Source organism: Roseimicrobium gellanilyticum (genome assembly GCF_003315205.1).
Lineage (GTDB): Bacteria > Verrucomicrobiota > Verrucomicrobiia > Verrucomicrobiales > Verrucomicrobiaceae > Roseimicrobium > Roseimicrobium gellanilyticum.
In genome coordinates this window covers 131,580-151,647 of the sequence record NZ_QNRR01000002.1, presented here as the reverse complement: position 1 = coordinate 151,647, position 20,068 = coordinate 131,580, and the positions used below count along the sequence as shown (strand labels likewise).

Sequence of the window (20,068 nt, the reverse complement as noted above, 5' to 3'; positions counted from 1 at the left end):
CATCCTCCTACGCAGCTCTACAGCCCGGACATGCAACCATTCCTCGTTTACTCCTGCCCTACGGCTCATTTTCCGGGCACAGCCACGCGAATGAGCTCGCCCTGATCTGTGGTGAGCAGGGCTGGAGAGTTTACATCACTCATCCAGATGACCGACCCACGGCAATGGTAGGGCAGCCAGTAGCCCGTCTGCAATTCCCCAGTCTTCTGGTCGAGACGCAGGAGAAGATTGCCCTCCTTCAGCAGGAAGCGTGGCTGCCACAGGTGACTGCTGGGCTCGGCACCCGGAGGTACTGTCTCAAACGAGGCGACGCCGGGCTCCTGCTTCTCCACCGTCAGCGCCTGGGGCGTCACTTTGAGATGAAACATGCGTCCGCCTTCGCTGACTCCCAGGGTCCCATCCTTGCCCCACCACGCGACGGTCACCTCGGAGGCGCCTTCGACCGCAGGACGCTCTGTCGTTGCCTCCAGCACCTTGCCGTCCGCAGAGAGCCACAGAGCACGGAACCGCGTGCGGAATGAACCCTCACTCGGCGCTGTAAGAATGGCACCGGACTCATCCACCGCCACCTCAGAGCGCAATGGATTCATGGGAAGCACGCGCCGTTCGTGGGCCTCGTACGCGAGTTCGGAATTCAAGGGCACGATACGCAGCGCCGCCTGGGGACGGCCTTCACAGGGCCACTCCAGACAAATCAACTCATCATCCCGGAACAGGAACACGCTCTCGTGTCCCAGCAGAGCCTTGCTGTCGAGATGCTTCACTAGCCGCCACGGTGTCACTGAGGTGTCATACACCTTGATACCGCCGGGCCCACCCACCGCAGCTCGTGGGCGGGAGTTGGACACAAACCAGGTGCGCGCCTCCAGCTCCGTCAAAGCTAGAAACTCCGCCTTCAACTCAGGCAATTTCTCTGCGGCAGCCGCAGCCTTGCTTTGTCGGAATATCTGCAGGCTCACGGGCCAGGGCTGCGCACCAGGATTTCTCGTGGTGATGACGAGATAGCGGGGCTTCACCATCCCGTCCCAATTCCCCGCATCGCGCACCTCGTACAGGTCCCCATCCCTGCTCCCCCATCGATCCGGCGAGATGAGAGCCATGTATTTGCCGGCCGATTTCATCAGGTCCGTTCCTGAGAGCCCAGTGAGCTTCCCAATCGGCTGCCTATCGGCATCCAATGCGACAAGACACATGGCGCCAGGAAAGGTGCTCGGACTGTAGTGGCGTTGGAAAGCCTCCGGCACCTCCACCCGGAGCAGGTACTCGGCGTCCGGTTCAATCGAGATGGGCTGGGTATTGGGCGTGCCGTACTCCTCCATTTGATTCGCGCCCCAGGCCAAGGCAGGCGGATTCACAAGATTCCGGCTGTCCAACACCGTGCGGCGGAGGCAATAGAGCTCGGGCTCCTCAAATATCGCCGCACCATTTCGCGGCTCACGCATCACCACTCTCACCCAACCTGCCTCCGGCAACCCCTTGACGACAAGATCTCCCTGCACCGGCACGGCTTGCGCCTCGCCCACCTTCCGCAGGGTTTCCTTCGTTTCACCCGCATACACTTCCAGCACATACCGACCGGAGAGGGCGTGAAGAGGCGGAGACTCATACTGCTCCCGGACCTCCACCGGGGCTCTCACTTCGTCGCTCAGGAGGAACTCGAGCCTGAGCCGCTCTACCTCCTGGGTCTGGACAGCCAGCTCCCAGGCGACGCGCAGGCCCTGCTCCCCGCCCGTGGGATTCACCAACTTCACCGTCGCACGGGGAACGATCGCTCCTTCCGGATTCATCACCTCGTGGTACCATTGAAGTCTTTCCAGAATGGGCTGGAAAACGAGGCTCCTGCCAAAGGTGATTTCCTTGCTCACCTGTTTCTCAAAGATGGCCAACTCCTCCGTGAGATTGGCGGATAGCAATGCGTCCTGCACCAGCATCGCGACGGCGCTGTCTGAGCTTCCTTCCTTCATGGAGCGTGGCCACAGGGAGCACCACATCTCAAAGGCAAGGCGGGCAAGCGGCTTCCCCTGCTCCTGCGGTACGCGACTCATGCCACTGACCAGCACACGCAGGGCGCGACGGCATTCATTCCACTCCTGCTCGATCGTTCCTGCGCGGCGACGCGCCTGAGTCACCTGCCACTCCTTCGCGCACGCTTCGTTCTCCTTGGGGTTGCCGTATCGTGCGGCCAGCACCAGCAGGGAGGGCCAGAGATCCCGATTGATGGCGCCATCTCCGATGGCACTCTCCCGCACCATGCGCTCACGAAACAGGGGAATCAACGTTGGAAAAGAGGCTGTGCGGCCATGCCTCTCCAGCCAGGGAAGGATTTGCATCGCCTGTCGGATGTTCGCACCTACGTCTCCCTTGCGATCCGGCCTCTGTACGAGTGCGGTCATCCCCTCCTCGCACCAGGAAGTCAGAAGGGTCGGCTCGGCTTCCACAGACAAGGACAGCACTGCCAGTCGCCACGCCACCTGGGGGCGCGAAGCTGGATCAAGGCCCTGCGCCAACTGTAGCGTCTCCGTGGTCACGGGAGCCCTGTAGGACTTTAGCAAGAGCACGGTGGAAATCAGATGGGCATCCCGTGGATGCGTGCGCACCAACTTCTCAGCTTCCGCAAAAAAGTTCTCATTAGGTTCGCGCAACGCATTGCCAGCAAGCGAGGAAATCAGTCCATTGTGATCCAGATAGTCAGGCGCTACGCCCCACAATTCACGCAGGGAAAGTTGCTCCGTCACTTCACCCCCGGCCTCCTGCGGAGAATTCTCACCTCTCTCGGAAGGCGTCAGGAGAAGGGCGCGTGCAAGCGTGGTGGCGGCATCTTGATGCCCTGCACGCTCCCACGTGAACACCAGCTTCTGAAACTGGGCCATGTGAGCCAGCAGGAGATGCTGCTGGTGCTCGCGCACGGACTTCAGCACCGACTCAAGCCTTTGTGGTTGCTTCGGCGTATCCTCCACATCCAGCACCGCCTGCAACATGGAGAACGCCATGGGCCCTGCGGTGCCCTGCCTGGTCCGCGTGAATGCCTCCCCGAGTGCCGCATTCAGTTCATCAGTGCGTTGCGCTTTGGCAATACGCGCCACCCAGCCGGTCGTGGGTGGAGCCAGGGTTGAGAAAAACTCCGGAGGCCGGGCAAAGTCGGTGCGCTTCAGTGCTTCCAGGAACATGTCAGCCGCCCACTTGTCCTCCTTCGCCTTTACGTAGCTGATGCCACGTCGCAGCCACGCGTCTGGACGATCAGGATTGAGCAAAAGATCCAGTTCCTCTGCCTTGGCCACATCCGCCGTACGTTGTCGCCCCACTCGCGCGATCGCCGCAAGCAGACGGGCCTTCAGTGCGTGCTCAGGTTGTTGTTTTACCTCCGGCTTCAGCACCCGGAAGGCGGCATCGAGCAGGTCGTATTTTTTCACTCCCGGGTGAGCATCCGGAAGGACTGCCACCACCTTGTCTGCCTCACCGTTGGCGATGCGGGCGCTTTGTTTGGGATCCAAGAGAAGGGATTCGATGGCCTTGGAAGCTGTGCTCGTGAGCTCGTCCGGACTCCCCCCCTCCTGCGCGGTCGCTCCAGCGACGATGCACCCCAGCAGGGCCACTACCTTGACAAATCCGGTGCATCTCATGCGGAGAGGTAATAGCAGGTTTGGCGCATGGACGTCAACGGCGGCATGCCACACCCCCACGCGTCCGGGTAAGACGTGGGGGTGCGAGAAATTATTCGATGCCCCCAACGTAGCTCGCGAGGCCCTTCGCGAGTCAGGAGTCATGGCATACACTGAGAACTCGCGAAGGGACTCGCAAGCTACGTTTCGCCTACCGGTCTACTCCCCCTTCAGATACGCCAGCAAATCCGCCATCTGCTCCTTGGTGATGCCGCCCTCCAGCCCTGCGGGCATGAGGCTGGCGTCGAGGCTCTTCATCTTGGCGATGTTCGAACGTGGAACCACCTCGGCAATGCCGCCGGCCATTTTCACGGTGACTTCGGTGGCGGTTTCCCCGGCAATCAGGCCCACTACCATGCGACCATCCTTGGTGTCGATCTGATAGGCCATCCAGCGGGCCTCCACCATGCGGTTGGGATCCAGGATGTCACTCAGCAGCGCCTCCTTTTCCTTGATGCGCACATCGGTGATATCCGGACCGACATCCACGCCCTGCCCCTTCACCTTGTGGCAGGTGATGCAGATGGTGGCAAAGACCTGCTGCCCCTTCGCAGAGTCTCCCTTCATGGAGACGGCATCGTGATAGGTCTTCATCACCGCGGCACGGTCACCGCTGGGGCTGCCGAAGATTTTGGTGGCCAGCTCAAACATAGGGTTGTTCGGACGCAGATAACGCCAACGCGTTTCAGCATCGACGAAGGCCTTGGGAAGTTCACCACGATCGATGCGCTCGAAGAAATCTTTCACCGTCTTGCCACTGCTCGTGAGCATCTTCACCGCTTCGAGGCGCTGCGTGGGTCCGAGCTTCGGCAGCAGTTCATAAAGCAGCGGCGCTGTCTTCTCTGCACCAAACTTCTTCAGCAGCGCAAACGCGGCCGTGGAGATTTCCAGCGGCTGGCTGTCATCCAACAACGTGCGCATGACGGGCTCCGCCTTGTCCCACGAGCGCTGAGCGAGCAGAGGGATGCAGGCGAGGCGTTGCTCCGCAGGGGCTTTGGTGTCAACCATCACTTTGTCCACGAGACCGAGCAGCGCGGTGATTTCCGCGGCAGCGGCCTTGTACTGCTCCGGAGGTGTGGTCGTGAATTGAGCGAGCGTCTTCACGCCGAGCTTGCCCCCAGACTTGGGGAATCCATCGGCGAGGCCTTGAAGAAGGGCGGGCTTCCACCACGTGAGCTTGCCCGCATCGCGTTTCAAGAGCTCCATGACAGCGGGCACATCCTCGCTCTCTCCGGAGGCCAGACTCGCCGATACCAGCGCACGAACATTCTCCACCCAGGCGAGCGTGTAGTTCTTTGGCACAGATCCTTCCTCAAATGCTCCGTGCAACACCCTGCCTGCGGTCTTGCTGCTTGCACTGAGGATGCCTTTCAACATCCAGCCGCTGGGATCCTCGAAGCCCAGAATCCTGGCCCGGACCCTCACTTGATCTTCAGGCGTCCCTCTGGGTGAAGGTCCACCATCAAAGAGAATGGTGCGATCCAGAAAGGCGTAGCGCAAATCGGAGATGGTGGGCTCAAGGATCTTGTATTTCCCGCTGGCGGAATACTCGATGGGGACTGCCTCGTGGCTGGAAGCATACCACCGCACGAAGGGAGACGCGTCTTCAATCTTCCGATCCTTCGTCCAGTGATCGTGGATGATGATTGCTTCGCCGCTGAGCCTCTTGCCTGTCAGGGCAGCCGCTTTCCCTCCATAAAACTCCCATTCAGAATCACACGTCCAGGCGTCAAAGACGCATCGGGCATGCAATTTGGTCAGTGGATCCTTGGAAAGATACGCAGGCTTCAGCACTTCAAACGGGACACTCCCCTTGAACTCCAGAGTAGAAATGAGCGTCCCGGGGCTCACCACCGTGTCGATGTTCAGGTTGTTCCGCATCTCCACGAGCAAACGCTGCGCCGTCTCACGCTGCCACGCATTGGGATGCCCGAGCCACTTCACCAGTTCCTCCGGCTTCTTCGGCGCAGCTTCGATCTTCCGGGCCGTCTTGCCCTTCGGCACCACGCGCCAGATGCGGCCTTCGTTTTCACCCTGGCGAATGTCGTGGGCTTTCACGAACTCTTCAGGGAAGAAACGGGCGTGATCGATGTAGCGGCGATACATATCGCACACATAGAGGGCACCATCGGGGCCGGTGGTGACGTTCACCGGGCGGCACCACTCATCACGGCTGCCGAAGAACTCCTTGTGCTCTCCCATACGTGTGGCTTTCAGGCTGGCGCCATTGGGCCCGACAATGTAGCGCGTGACGAGCTGGCCCGTGGGATCGGGCACGAAGATGTTCCCCTTCAACTCCGGCATCAGGTCGCCGCGATACACCCCCAGTCCGCACGCGGCAGTATTGGTGCCGGCGTGGGCATCGGCTGTAGTATGAGTTAATTGAAGTGGATACACCCGGGTCTCCGCTCCGGCAGGGGCGATGTCCTCCCACCCCTGCGTGATGCCTGCATTCGGATTGCGAATCACCGCGTCGTAGGGCATCACAGCGAACATGACCGGACTGCGGTTCGAGCAGAAGAAGTGACGCCCCCAATCATCGAAGCAACCGCCGAACTGACCGAAGCCCGTGGCCGGAGTCATCTTCCCCGTGGCCGGGTCATAGCGCAGATTGCTGCGGGTGAAGTTCTGTTTCTCGTCCGGTGTGCCTGCGGGATAGATCTCCTTCGTATCAAGACCGTTGTTGAAGTAGATGCAGTTGTCCAGCCCCCAGCGCGGCGAGGAGACCTGAAGCTGGGAGTGATTGGGATTGAAGCCTTCCACGAGCGGCTTCCTTTCATCTGCGACCCCATCTCCATTGGTGTCGCGGATGAAAAGAATCTGCGTGCGTGTGGTGGCCACCAGGCCATCACGGAAGGGCACAAGGCCCTGCACGTGATCCACCTGATCGGCAAAAGTGACGGCCCTGTCATAGCGGCCATCACCATTGTCATCAATGAGCTGCTGGATGCGGGACAAAGGCGGCTTCCCCGGGCCTGCGCCCAGGGGATAGTCGATCATGTCTGCCACATAGCAGCGGCCCTGTGCGTCCCAGGTCATTTCGACCGGGTCACGCACGAGGGGTTCCGCTGCAACGAGCTGGACTTCATAAGGTCCGTCCAGCTCAATGGACTTCTGCGTTTCTTCCGGGGTCCACGAGGTTTCGCGGCTCTTCTTCACTTCGATATCCGAACCACCCGAGGCCTGCACCGGATCCCACTTCTCCTTGAACTCGCCGAGCGGATACAGCTCGAAGCGCTTCACCACCATCTCCGCACCTTCGGTCTGCAGGCAGATCTTCCCGGAGCTCGGCTTGCAATCAAACGCCTCATTCACCAGCACGCCGTTCACGAAGTATTGGAGCGTGTCTCCCTTCGCAATGACTTCGAGACGGGTCCACTCTTTCACGCGAGATTCCACGTCATCCTTGCCACGGAAGCCGGCCACATCCTTCCAATCGACGTCGCGCTTTTCCCAGTTGATGCGGCCTTTGGTCACCGTCTGGCGGGGTTCACCCTTCTTCCAGATCTTCTCCTTGTCCCGATCCAGCGCGTACTCGGAGGAAAGGCTGGTGATCAGCTCAGTGCCATTGGCCATCTTTGGCGAGAGCACGAGAATGTCCCCCACCCCACCTTCGATGATCTGGGCCTCGATGCTGGCCATCCAGGTATCACCATAGGCGCCATCGGGTCCGTGGCTGTGCACGAGGAGTCCATTGTCGCGAGCCTTCCCCTCACGCGATCCCATCGTGGGTCCGGGGAAGGTGAAATCGATGACGAGATGATAATCCTGATAGTCCTCATTCGTGCGGACGTAGCCAAACCCATTGCCGCTCACCTTGAGCTGTCCTTTGGCATCAAGCGTAAAAATCTTCTCGGGCGGGTCATGGAGGGTCTGCTTCGGATTGATGTGATAGCTGACCTTCCCGGCCTTGATAGCCTGGAGGACATCGATTTTTTGCTTCACCACCTCACCGGCCGAAAGCGAGGCCGCCGTGGTGCATGAAGCAAGCAGAGTGATGAAGGTGCGGAGTACTGACATGCGAATCGTTACGAGCATGATCCACCAATTTTGCGTCTTGGGAAGGGCTCTGGCACAGAAGCGCGCAAACTACGCACTTTTCGCGCAGTTGAACTTGTGCCATGCTTTTTCATAATCCAGCCGACTTCCAACTGCCATGAAAGCCATCCTCGCCGCCGCCCTCGTACTGCTCTCCGCCGTCTCCACGCTTTCCGCGCAGAACAACCAACCGCAGACGCCTTCCAACAATCCCGATGAGGTGGACAGCAATCCCCGCTTCTGGCAGGCAACCTTTTCCAACGGAGGCCACTACCTCGTGAAGCTTGATCGGATCGCCTTTGCCTCGAAACATGAGTACGTGGGCAATGGCGCCGCGCGCGTGGTGGAGGTCACCATTGGCAGCGACACTTCTGTGGTGGCACGTTTCTACTGGCTGGAGGCTCTGGCAAAGGACACTCCCATCGCCGCCGGCAACATCATGATCACCCGCGCGGAGCAATTGCAGAAGGAAGTCGCCGGAAGAGTTTCACCTTCGCTGGGCAAGCTCCAGGTCATCAAGGACTATCCCACCACCACACACACGCATACGGTCGAGTATGCTTTGCAAACTCCAGAAGCGCTGAACTCGCTGTATGGCAGCCTGATGGCCGCCATCAATACGGGACGTGGCCGCACCTGGCGTGAAGCCACACCTGCGAAGTAGCAGGGACACCTCTTGCATCCTCCTACCTCCGCGCTTCTTCACCACGTCCTCATGGGAAACTTGCAGCACCGTGTCCTGAAGCAGGAAATGCTGGACACACTCCCGCATGATCATCCCGATGCGCTAGCCAGCAGGCAGGACATTGAGGTCATCAATCGCATCATGGGAACCTTCGGCTGGTTCCATCGACAACTTCAGGAGCATGCCCCGACGCACGGACGCATTGTGGAACTGGGCGCCGGGGATGGCTCCCTGATACACCATATTGCACAGAAGTCCCCGGCACTGGCAGCACGCTGGACCGGATTGGATCTCGCTCCACGTCCCGAGCATCTTCCCCTGGGCGTGCAGTGGGTGCAGGGTGACTTCCTCCACTCAGAGGCAGCGACGAAAGCACTGGCAGAGGCTGAGGTCGTGGTGACCAATCTCATCCTGCATCACTTCACGGATGAGCAGTTGCGGAAACTCGCACCACGGCTGCACAAGGCACGGATCATCCTGGCAAGCGAACCCGCCCGCCACCGACGCCACTACCTGGAAGGCCAGGTGCTCAATCTCATCGGCGAATTCAACCACGTGACCATGTACGACATGAAGCTCAGCATTGAGGCAGGCTTCCGCGTGGGAGAGCTACCTCGGGTGCTGATGCTCGATCGCGACCTGTGGAAGATGGAAGAGAGTCACTCGCTCTTCGGCGCGTGCCGGATGATCGCACTGAGAAAGTAGTCCGCCGAGCCTCGGCGGCTGCACGTCTCCTGACTCCAATCCACGCCCAGAGCCTCGAGCGTTGCAGAAAGGCTCCATCCCTTCTCTTGAAACAGGAACACACGGCATGTGACGCCACATACATCGCGAGTAGTCGGCCCAACCTGACCGCCGAAGCTCGGCGGACTACTTTCTCGCGAGCTGCGTTGTTCTCACATCCCACTCTGCTCCACCCTCGCCCAGCGCTGGCGGAAGGCGCGGTTCTCTTCCATGAGCTGGGAGGCCACGGGCGAGACGATGTGATACAGGCCCTGCATCTTCGCAAAGACAACAATCAACTCCTGGCGGCGGTAGTAGTCCGTGGAGTCAGTCACCCCTTCCAGGATATTCTGCGCCACGGTGATGAGCAGATCCGGAGTGAGCGTGTCTGTCTCGATGCTCACCTGACCGCGCTCGAGGGACACCACACTGGTGTCATACCCGAGATGCGTGAGACGCCCCTGCAATGGAATCCCCGTGCGGCGGGCCAGCGTACCGGAATAGCCGCGCGCAGTGACGTCTGCCATGAGCGTGGTCATGAATTCCCTCGCCTTGGACCAGAGATACAGGCGATCCGCGATGGCATTCTGCACTTCCGGAGTCTGGAAGTTCATGCTTTCCAAAAGCTCCACGCCCTGGCTGTAGTCATACCCACGCACCAGCGAGGGCAGCGACTCATTCAGGTCCTTGAGCTGGGCGAGCTCACGCTGGCGCAAGGCACTGATGCGGGCGCGCTCCGCCTCCTCTGCCACACGACGCAGACGATTGAGCTCCTGCTGGGCAAACTTCGAACGGTCCTCCAGCTTGTGCTTGAGGGCGCCCGGCAGCTTGATGTCCGCGAGCACGGCCTTCACCTGTACCAGCGCAAGGCGGGCATTCTCCGTGGTGCCGAAGGGAGTATTGCTCAGGTCACCCAGCTTGCCTGCGAGCTCGTACTCCGTGGAATAAGGCGAGATGAGCTTCTGATAAGAAGGAAGCCACTCCGTGCTGCGCGTGGGAGCGCAGGCCTGAAACTCACGCAGCCAGTTCATGGCCACATCCGGGTCCTTGCCAAAGTGCCACTGGGCCAGACCATGCGCGAGAAAGCCAAGCGCCGCCTCCGTGGTACCGTCATAGTTCACCTCCGTGCGAGGCAGCTCAAGTGCGAGATCTTTTGCCATGCGCTCAGCAATGGAGCTGAAGAACTCAGAGGACTCAGCGGTCGCAGGCATGGTGCCTTCATCGGAGTCCTTCTTGATCGCGCGGAAGTAGCGCTGGGCCGCATCCTTCCTGCCTTCGAAAATGGCGCACAGGGCTGCATTGAAACGCGTCTTGTTCAGCGTGGGCTGCTTCACACGATCCGCGCCGCCTTCGTTGTAGGCGATGATCTCGTCAAAGAGCTTGCGGGATTCGGCAAACTTCCCCTCAAAGAGAAGATTACGCGCCTTCGTAAAGACATCCGCAATCGTCGTGGTGCCAGACGAGAGCGTGCGGGCCACGGAAGACAGCTGGGCTTCGTCCGTGCCCTGGGTGATCTCCACGGACTTCATCTCCACCTGTGGGCGGGGACGGAGAAGCAGCGCCAGCAGAATGGTCACCACCACGGCACCGCCGATGGCGTAGACCAGCTTCTGCCGGCGTGAGCGGCGACCGATGACCGAGTAGCCCAGCAGACTCTCCGCATCGCGGAAGGCATCCACCAGGGCATCATAGGTCTGGTGACGATCCGCGGGCTTCAGCGCCAGCATGCGGTTCACGAGCTCGCAGGTGCGGGAGGAAAATTTGAAGCCGCTGTCCTCGAGCTTCACCGGCTTGCTCTTGATGATCTTGAGCTCCGCGATGGAGTTCGTATTCGCCTGGTGCGGCGGCTTGCCCACGAGCGCGTGGTAGAGCGTCGCGCCGAGGCTGTACATGTCACTGCGGAAGTCCTCCGTGTCGTCACGCACCTTTTCAGGCGCCACATAGAAGGGGGTGGCCCAGATTTCACCGGAGTCGTCCTTGTCCCGCTCGTGGAAGAGCGCGAGGCCGAAGTCCACAATCTTGGGCGTGCCTTCATCCGTGAAGAGGATGTTCGCCGGCTTCACGTCGCGGTGGATGAGACCCTCGCGATACGCGGCGCGCAGACCTTCGGCCACCATGCGGCCCACGTGCAGGGCATCCGCCTCGGAAAGGCGCCCCTGGTCCACGATGCGCCCTTCCAGGCTGCCACCGCCCACGAGTTCCATGGCGATGTAGAAGTTCCCCTGGTCGCGGCCCACGGAGTAGAGCTTCACCACGTTCGGATGGGTCACGGCGGCGGTGAGCTGAGCCTCACGCTCGAAGCTCGCCATGCGCACGCTGTCCTTGCTGTAGTGGCGATTCAGGATCTTGAGCGCCACATGCCGTCCGAGGGTGGCGTCTTCGGCGCCAAACACGCGGCTCATGCCGCCTTCGCCGAGTTGCTTGAGGATGGAAAAGTGGTCGAATTTGCGCCTTACGCGCACGGCCTGCCCGCAGTGGGGGCAGGTCACCTTGCTGTAGGGTTCGAAGGGCGTGACATCAAGCACGCCCTCGCACGCCGGGCAGGTGCTGAGGTAAGTTTGGGGAGTATCTGACTGGGGGGGTGTCACGGGACGCGGAGGGTAGCTTCGAACGCAGGTGCCTCAAAGGTGAAACTGCGAGGCAAGTTTGTTGCGGGCGGTGCATTGGAAGCATGTAAGAAAAAATAGTTCGAATTTCTTACATAATTCATTAAGCAGCGGGCGCGCCAGATTTTCATTCAGTGTGAAAATTAAACCGTGACGGCCAAATCGAGTCGCTAAAGAAATCATTATTCTGGCCGCTCCAGTGAGTGCGGTGTATCTTGTCGGCTTCCCTTCCCTTTCGACACATGGAGTTCACAGTGAACGATCCTCAATGGACCAAGCAGAGGCTGGATCACTTCCTCCAGAGCCAGTTGACGGACATGTCCCGCACCCGGTTACAGGGTCTCATCAAGGACGGGAATATTTTGCTGAATGGGAAGCCGGCAAAGCCGAACACCGCCCTCAAACAGGGGGATACTATCCTGATGGAAATTCCCGAACCGGAACCCACCGAAGTGGTGGCTCAGGACATCCCGCTGGACGTTCTCTTTGAAGATGAACACCTTATCGTGGTGAACAAAGCTGAGGGCATGGTGGTCCACCCCGCGGCTGGCAATCCGGACGGCACCCTGGTGAATGCCCTCCTCTTCCACTGCAAGAACCTCAGCGGCATCGGCGGCGAGCTCCGCCCCGGCATCGTCCACCGCCTGGACAAGGAGACCAGCGGCTGCCTCGTCGCAGCCAAACACGACCTCGCCCACACCAGGCTGAGCGAGGCGTTCAGCGGTCGCAGCCTGACGAAGCTCTACCTCGCCGCCGTGAACGGCGTGCCGAAGGAGGCGAAGGGGCGTATCGAGAACCGCATCGGCCGCCATCCCGTCGACCGCAAGCGCATGGCCGTCACCGACCGCGCAGACATCGGCAAGGAAGCCGTGACGGAATGGGAGAAGCTCTCCGTCCATCAGGGCTGCGCCCTCATCCTCTGCCGCCTCCTCACTGGCCGCACCCACCAGATCCGCGTCCACATGCGCGAGAGCCTCGGCACCGCCATCCTCGGCGACACCATCTACGCCCAACCCCAGCGCCAGCTCCTCAAGCTCCCCCGCCTCATGCTGCACGCCTGGAAGCTCGAGTTCACCCACCCCATCACGAAGCAGGACCTGAAGTTCGAGGCACCGGTGCCGAAGGAGTTTGGGCCGTGGCGGCAATAAGGTGGGAAAGCCATGGTGGCGCTCCGTGAGCAAACTACAGTTCCCTTTCCGCCATGACCCGGGACGAAGCCATCTCCATGATCGTGGATGCCGAACTGGCGACGCTTCGAGTGGAGGACAAGTCCAATATCCTGCAGAATTTTTGGACGCTTCATAAGGACGGCGAGGAATACCATCGTTTGCCTGAGGAACTGAGACGCGAGATGGAGACCTTCGAAGAAGGACCTTTTGACGCAGGCCCAATAGACGCAGCTTCTTCTCGATACGTCCCCCTTCTAAAAGCAGCGCTTCGCTCCAAATATCTGGGCGTCGTGAATTCATACCTACAGAAGCGACTTCGCGGTACGCATGGTAACGTAGAAATCACCGGCTCACCGAAACCGCTGATGGCGTGTCCGTGTTGTGGCTACAGAACAATCGAGTCGAGGGGCGGATATGATATCTGCGAAGTCTGCTTCTGGGAGGACGATGGGTCTGACGAACCGCACCACTACAGCAGCCCAAACAGGATGACACTGATCGATGCAAAACAAAACTTTCAGAGCATCGGCGCGATGAGCGAAGCCGCGTTGAAACATGTGCTTCCAGATGGTCCAGAGCGCTATGGCGGACCACCTTCCTCCACCAGTCGACCATACTCATCCCCCCCTTAAAGCAGTAAATGAAGCTCGAGCCACCGGTGCCAGCAGAGCCTGAGGTGCATGTAAGAAGAAGCCCTTGGCTCAAATCGGAGACGTTCCGCCCCCTCTGTGATAAATCATTATTTTGTTTCGAGGCTTTTGCTTAAAAAACTCGACTCCATACCGCATTTTTGATTTTCTCCGCACGGTAACCATCCGGAGAAAATTCATGGCGTCGCATTCCTCCCCCGCCCGTTTCCGCCACCGCACCCTGCCCTTTCTAGCCCGTTGCCGCCGCCCTTGGGCCGGCTGGGTTCAGGTAGTCGCTGCGGGTTTCATGATCCTCAGCCCGCTGCCCAACAGTTGGGCCACTTGGTCGGACTCGGACTCCAATGGCCAGAACGATACCTGGACTGACTCCTCCACCAGCCAGGTCACCACCCTCGTCGACCTCAACAATCAGAACGCTGACGCCGACAACGATGGTGCCAGCAATGACGAAGAGGCTGCTGAAGGCACCAACCCCTTCGTCTACGACACCGACTATGACGGCCTGAGTGATGGCGATGAACTGCACCTCGTAAAGCCCCACATGGGCTGCTCCCTTACCAACTGGGATAGCGACGGTGACTATATCAGCGACTACGACGAATGGAACAATTTCACCGGCGTCACCTACACCAACGGTCAACTCCCCAATTACCCCGGCGCCAGCTACTCCGACTACGATGGGGATGGGACTAAAAATCCGTTCGATCCCTACCCCTATGACCCTTACAACGGCAACGGGGACAGCGATGGCGACGGGATAACAGACCTCAACGATCCTTTCCCCGCGGACGGCACCAACTACAGCAGCATCAACAACATCGTCTGGGGCGGGATCGTCTTGCATGATGCTGATTCAGACGGAGTACCCAACTGGCAGGATACGGAACCCTATGGACCACCTCAACCGCCGCAGGACATTGATGGAGACGGCATTCCGGACGCTCAGGATCCCCTCCCGCTGGACTACAGCAACCCCAGTCCAACCAATGGAGGCACCTGGTATAGCTATGCGCTCCACGATGATGATTCTGATACCGTTCTAAACTTCTGGGATCCTTATACGATAGACTCGACCAACTTCAGCCACCTCAATAGTACCGCATGGTACGGAAATGTTCTCGCAGATGCAGATGCAGACACCGTGCTGAACTACCTGGACCCATTCCCAAACGATGCGACCAACTTCAGCAGCTGGAATGGCGTCGCTTGGCACGGCGATATGTTCGGTGACGCGGACAACGATTCCACCAAAAACTGGCAAGATAGCGAACCGTACGGCTACCAGCCCCCACCTCCGCCGCCACCGGATTATGATAGCGATGGATTTCCCGACGGTATAGACCCGTTTTCATCAGACGGCTCTAATTACAGCTACATCAACGGTATTACTTGGTACAGCGAAGTTCTTGGAGATGCCGATGGAGATGGCACGCCAAATTGGATGGACGGCACCCCGTATCCTATCAGTGACGCGGACAGCGATGGCATACCCGACGGCAACGATCCTGCTCCGAATGATGCCTCAAACACCAGCCCCGCCAACGGCACGGCTTGGTGGGGCGACGCGCTCTCGGATCCCGACAATGATGGATTTACAAACTTCTACGACCCCTTCCCCTACGACACCTGGAACTACTCCTCCCTCAACGGACAGACTTGGGGATACCAGGTCCTTCAGGACGATGATTCGGACGGACAAGCCAATTGGCAGGATCCATATCCTTACGATCCCTACAACGACGCTGACGCGGATGGAGACGGACTGAAGGCGATCCAGGAATACACCTACGGCACCAGCGACGACGACGTCGATTGCGATGACGATGGTCTCACAGATTACGAAGAGTTGATTGTCTACTCCACCAACCCCTCGAACGCGTTTGGCTTGAGTCAGGCAAGGGGATGGGCAGAGCTCTACAATGACTACCAACTGGTTGACATCACGGACGCGGATGCAGACGGCATCCCGGATCGCATTGAGCTCCTGTACGGTTTGCAGCCCAATGATCCCGCCGATGCCGCGGGCGACTTGGATGCCAATGGCCTGAGCAACCTTGCACAGTACAACGCCGGTCTTGCTCTGAACGTGGATCTCAGCTTCTACGACCAGGATGAGGACGGCATGACGGATGTCTTTGAGGACTACTATGGCTTTGGCAAGATGAACTTCATTGATGCCGTGGAGGATCCTGACAATGACGGCGTCCTGAACTTCGAGGAGGCCAAGCTGCAGCTGTCACCTCTCGATGCAGACACTTATGACAAGGGAGGCCTGGGCGATCTCGAAGTGTTGATGGCGGCTTTTCTATATCCAACGGAGGATCCGCCCACGGACGATCTCGATGAGGACGGCACCAAAGACTGGATAGAGGAAGCCTTGCTCCTGGAAAGTCCGCGCTTCACCCGCATTGCCCAGTGGGACTGGGACGGTGACGGCATGTCGGATGCATGGGAGCACCAGTACGGCCGCTGGAGATATCCCAATCTGGGCTTCTACATCCGTCATAACGACGCAGCAGAGGACGCCGACGAGGACAGTCTCGACAACCTCCAGGAATACCACTCGGGAACAAATCCCGTTATTGGTGATACTGATGGAGATGGCGCCTCGGACGGAGACGAACTGGCTGCGGGAAGCAATCCCTCCGACCCTAACTCACTCCCGCCTGATAACGGAGGTGATGGCGGCGACGGTGGAGACGGGGGTGATGGTGGAGACGGAGGCGAAGATCCTCCTGGCGGGGATCCTCCGTCCGGCCCGTATCCAGTGGCGGCCATCACTCAGGCGCGCACTTACTCGGCGGGCATGGGGAAAGTCGGATACCTACCTTTCCAATATGACTCATCCGGAAACACGCCGATCCCCCACTATCTGGTGAAGACCACGGAGGAATCCAAGTCCTACTCCTTGGAGAAGTCCTCAACCCGTCATGAGACCGTGGATGGAAATCAGAACATGTACGACTCCTACCTCAATCAAGTCGTCCACTTTGGCAATGGAGCAGTGTACTATGATCGCGAAGGGGAATCCACTTACGTGTTCAACCGCGACTACAATCTCGAGGAAGAGTACGATCTCGATGAAGGGGGAATCAACTTCAACCGCAGCGGTGGTGTAAGCATGGTGCAGACGTCCGTGACTCAAACCACCCGCTACGGTGAGCCTCCAGAAGAAGAATCTTCCAATAAGGAGTTTGTGGGCACTTATACCAATGATGGGAATGTGGTCGTTAAGGACACCCGTGGAGGAAGTACCTCAAGTTGGCCTTCCGTGGGCATGCAGCCAGACGAGTGGAACAATAGTGTCACACCCACTACAACAACGTACATAGGCACCGCGAGCCGGGATGAGCAGGATGAATATGAAACCACAGGCGCGGCCTCCAACACCGGCAAGCCCACACCCGCGAGAAACATCACCGGCACTTCATCGGATGTGATGTCCTACAGGGAGGAGATATCCGTCACCCTTTCCAAGCCCTACACGACGGCGGAACTGCTGAAACGTCTCGATCGGAAGCTCGACATTGCAGAATCTCAGATCATACCCTTTCAAAATCCTGCGACGTACACCATTACCCACAGTGCTCCAGCTGTAGCTGAGTGGAACATGAGCAAGTCCGAAGTGTACGCCTATTGCAAGAAGGCAAAGTTCCGATTTGTTGCGGATCGCACGTGGGAGACACTGGGCTTCCGTTGGAAGGAAGTCTTCTATCCAGCCAAGGAATCTCCGGACTCGCCGACCCCTCCTCCGGTTGTCACAGTGAGGGAATGGGCTGGAGAGAACACCAATTGCAGTCCCATCTTTACGCTGGAGACACGCCTCAATGGAAGGCTTGAAGTCAGGGAACTCCAAGCTTGGACCGGATTCTACAGAGCGGATATGGACGTAGCCTACGGGGACTCCGAAGTGTCAGAAGAAGACGAAGAGCGGCCGGGGGCAATAGTGACCAACTCGGAGGCCCCGCTGAATACCAAACTGATCCTTCGCCCAGTTACCGGAGATGTCGGCGGAGACTATTCCTTGTCATGGCCGGCCTCTGTCCGCCTGTGGCGAGATGCTGGAATGCAAACGGAGGCAATGCCGGGAGAAACCTTCTCTGCCACCCAGACCACCAATCTGTACGTATCGTGTTCTGACCCGCAGTCTGTGGGAGCCCTGATCAGTGCTCAGATTGCGCTCACTTGGTTGGCTCCTCCGTCGGAACCAGATGCCATTGGGTTTGGGGACATAGTCAACCTGGCATCAGGAGAACTCCTTACCGATTTGGACAATGACGGCGAGATCGATTCGGAGGACAAGGCTCTTGTTGGGAACCCCTACAAGGAGGGTGCGACCGACGAGGACAAAGAGAAAGGGATTGAGTACATATTCACCAATGAAAACCTCTCAAACGGAACATGGGACAAAGATGACACTGCTCCAGAAAAACCCACCAGCGCGAAGGACGATGACGACGCAGAGGAGTTACGTCTAAAACTGGCGATGACATCGGGCGAGGTTTGGCTGGAGCATCCCGCCATTGCCGCGATGAGCTTTTACAAGACCAGGGAATGCAAGGCGGCGGACAAGGTGGACATCAAGACTGGTGCCAGATTCCAGTTGTCATCTGGAAATCCACTTCCTGAAAAACTGTACATACGTGTAGATGGAACTCTGAGCGTGCCCACTGGAAATCCCCAAAGTGAAGGGGATTTGGTTCTGAAGTTCAAAGCACCAGGCAGCGGAGCGCAGGAAGTCGAGGCCGCCAAAATCAAGCTGACCATCGTCAAGGACATCGGGGCAGCCAAATACTTCCACGGCACACGAGATTACATGCTCGAACTGAACACCAGGCTCCATGTGCGCTACTTCAAGGCAGGGCAACATGAGATCCGAATCACCGCCATGCGCCACGAAAGCACGAACATGGGAGTCATCGAAACTTACCATCGCAATCCGAAAATCTATGGAATGCCTGGTGTGGTAGCTGCGAACCAGGACCACCACGACCTGATCGTCAACGGCAACTTCTGCTTCTTCAACGGTGGCCTGCCTGGACGAATAAAGGGAATAGCAACCCATGACATGACGTCAAGATGTCACGGAGGCTGCGTCGTTGGTGGAGCATCGAACGCCGCCACCTCGGTTGGCGGCACCCATCCCTTTGAAGGGCCGACCGCTGAATATCTCAGCGCCGACGGAAACGGTACCTTCGCTATCACGACTGGCATAGTGCCCTTGAGCCCACCAACGCACAACTCGGCCCTTGGTGGTTTTGCGAGCAATCTTGTCGGTGGAGGCTATAACATTCATCCTTGGTTTGGCATTGCCGAAATAGGTGCGCCAAGTGACAGGAAAAAACTGATATTCACCGTTACGCAGACTGCACCAACCACACAGTATCCGGTTGCGGATTTGGTCGCCCGGTTAACGGTGTCCGGACAGACTCTTTGCGTTGCAGGTGACGGCGGTTCATCCACAGCCATCGCACACAGGATCGAGGGCGACAGCACACGTGTGAAATATGCCGGATCCAAGCACTATCCAGGCCACTATTGGATCAACACCTACGTCGGCTTCAAGTCAGACAAACCCAGACCATGAATACCTTTACTCGACCACTGGTCATCGCAGCAGCATTGCTCGGTGGCTTCGCATCATCATGTGCTGGCTCGGATCAGCCCTCTGAGTTCGATGAAGCCGCGATTCGTTCCATGCAAGATGCCCGTGACATGCCACAGGCGTTTCCATCCGCGGTGGAGGCATTCGAGTCGTCGAGTGATCCAACAGTGAAGGCAACAAAATGGGAGGAATTGATTGTCATCACTTCCGAGAGCATTCTTTCAGCCAATTGGACGATCCCCGCAGGCGGATGGAAGCTCATTGAGTTTCCGACAGGGTCCAACATCACACTGCAGGGAGCGCAGGACCAACAACGGAACAAGGCGTATTACACAAAGCTTGTGGCGCAGAACGAAACCAATGCCATGCGACTGCGTGGCGCAGGAGCCTTGATGCTGGACGCAGCCTCCAGTGGCGAGCAATGGGCTGGCACGTTGTTGCTGGATATTGCGCAGCGTTCGGACAGCAACATCAAACTGCTGACTTACTGGTCCACGAGAGATTTTGGACAAGACGCAAATGCCATTGCCTGGACGGTCGACTGGAATGCTTGGCAGCAGGCTTACAATGCTGCCGACTCATTGGGGAAAGCGATCATTTTGAGAAACATCACCATGCTCGCCGTTCGGAAGAACGAGTTCCCCGTGGCCGCCGCAATCAATCTATCGGCCCTGTCGGGAACGGATCGTGCGTTGAAAGCGATTGCGTTGGCTTTTGGTGATCCCGCTTTCGGCGCAAGTGTTACTGCGAAGTGGACCGAGATCGCCAGCGATGCTTCTGATCCACAGTTGCAAGCTCTTGCCCAGGAAGTTCGCCGCAAGTTTGGGTTGGAATGAACCTACGTGGCTGTTTGTCCCTCTGTGCAAAAAAGAACAACTTCGCTCCCCTCAATCTCACGCTTGACGCATCCAAGCCTCCGTATCCAATGGGAAT

Annotated in this window: 9 protein-coding genes; 6 read left to right on the top strand and 3 right to left on the bottom strand. The window is 58.5% G+C overall.

Features of this window, described 5'->3' with window-relative positions:
• Positions 1–65: 65 nt before the first annotated feature.
• Positions 66–3,620: a hypothetical protein gene (locus DES53_RS05880; RefSeq protein WP_113957310.1), complete on the bottom strand. Its 3,555-nt coding sequence runs from the start codon at positions 3,618–3,620 to the stop codon at positions 66–68.
• Between the two features lie 198 nt (positions 3,621–3,818).
• Positions 3,819–7,679, bottom strand: a complete 3,861-nt coding sequence (locus DES53_RS05875) for a PVC-type heme-binding CxxCH protein (RefSeq protein ID WP_245958102.1) — start codon at positions 7,677–7,679, stop codon at positions 3,819–3,821.
• Between the two features lie 136 nt (positions 7,680–7,815).
• On the opposite strand from DES53_RS05875, the gene DES53_RS05870 reads away from it, so the two are divergent.
• A complete protein-coding gene (locus DES53_RS05870) occupies positions 7,816–8,361 on the top strand; it encodes a hypothetical protein (protein ID WP_113957308.1) in 546 nt (181 codons plus the stop codon).
• Between the two features lie 51 nt (positions 8,362–8,412).
• The gene (locus DES53_RS05865) at positions 8,413–9,087 is read left to right on the top strand and encodes a class I SAM-dependent methyltransferase (RefSeq protein WP_113957307.1); all 675 of its coding nucleotides are present in this window, start codon (positions 8,413–8,415) and stop codon (positions 9,085–9,087) included.
• Between the two features lie 191 nt (positions 9,088–9,278).
• Here DES53_RS05865 and DES53_RS05860 read toward each other — a convergent pair whose 3' ends face one another.
• Positions 9,279–11,693: a serine/threonine-protein kinase gene (locus tag DES53_RS05860; RefSeq protein ID WP_147263234.1), complete on the bottom strand. Its 2,415-nt coding sequence runs from the start codon at positions 11,691–11,693 to the stop codon at positions 9,279–9,281.
• Between the two features lie 260 nt (positions 11,694–11,953).
• Here DES53_RS05860 and DES53_RS05855 point away from each other — a divergent pair, with 260 nt between their 5' ends.
• From DES53_RS05855 to DES53_RS05840, 4 genes are all read left to right on the top strand, one after another.
• Entirely contained in the window at positions 11,954–12,859 is a 906-nt protein-coding gene (locus tag DES53_RS05855; protein WP_113957305.1) for an RluA family pseudouridine synthase, read from the top strand.
• A gap of 53 nt (positions 12,860–12,912) precedes the next feature.
• A complete protein-coding gene (locus DES53_RS33430; protein WP_211325459.1) occupies positions 12,913–13,512 on the top strand; it encodes a CPCC family cysteine-rich protein in 600 nt (199 codons plus the stop codon).
• A gap of 196 nt (positions 13,513–13,708) precedes the next feature.
• Positions 13,709–19,117 (top strand): RHS repeat domain-containing protein, encoded by a 5,409-nt coding sequence (locus tag DES53_RS05845; RefSeq protein ID WP_147263233.1) that lies wholly within the window; start codon positions 13,709–13,711, stop codon positions 19,115–19,117.
• Complete coding sequence (locus DES53_RS05840; RefSeq protein WP_113957303.1) at positions 19,114–19,971, top strand: hypothetical protein; 858 nt, start codon at positions 19,114–19,116, stop codon at positions 19,969–19,971. The genes DES53_RS05845 and DES53_RS05840 overlap by 4 nt, the downstream gene beginning before the upstream one ends.
• The last annotated feature ends 97 nt before the right edge of the window (positions 19,972–20,068 follow it).

Bases quoted from the DNA above. Each gene is read 5' to 3' on its own strand.
- DES53_RS05880 (WP_113957310.1), bottom strand. From the start codon at position 3,620: ATGAGATGCACCGGATTTGTCAAGGTAGTGGCCCTGCTGGGGTGCATC.
- DES53_RS05875 (WP_245958102.1), bottom strand. From the start codon at position 7,679: ATGTCAGTACTCCGCACCTTCATCACTCTGCTTGCTTCATGCACCACG.
- DES53_RS05870 (WP_113957308.1), top strand. From the start codon at position 7,816: ATGAAAGCCATCCTCGCCGCCGCCCTCGTACTGCTCTCCGCCGTCTCC.
- DES53_RS05865 (WP_113957307.1), top strand. From the start codon at position 8,413: ATGGGAAACTTGCAGCACCGTGTCCTGAAGCAGGAAATGCTGGACACA.
- DES53_RS05855 (WP_113957305.1), top strand. From the start codon at position 11,954: ATGGAGTTCACAGTGAACGATCCTCAATGGACCAAGCAGAGGCTGGAT.
- DES53_RS33430 (WP_211325459.1), top strand. From the start codon at position 12,913: ATGACCCGGGACGAAGCCATCTCCATGATCGTGGATGCCGAACTGGCG.
- DES53_RS05845 (WP_147263233.1), top strand. From the start codon at position 13,709: ATGGCGTCGCATTCCTCCCCCGCCCGTTTCCGCCACCGCACCCTGCCC.
- DES53_RS05840 (WP_113957303.1), top strand. From the start codon at position 19,114: ATGAATACCTTTACTCGACCACTGGTCATCGCAGCAGCATTGCTCGGT.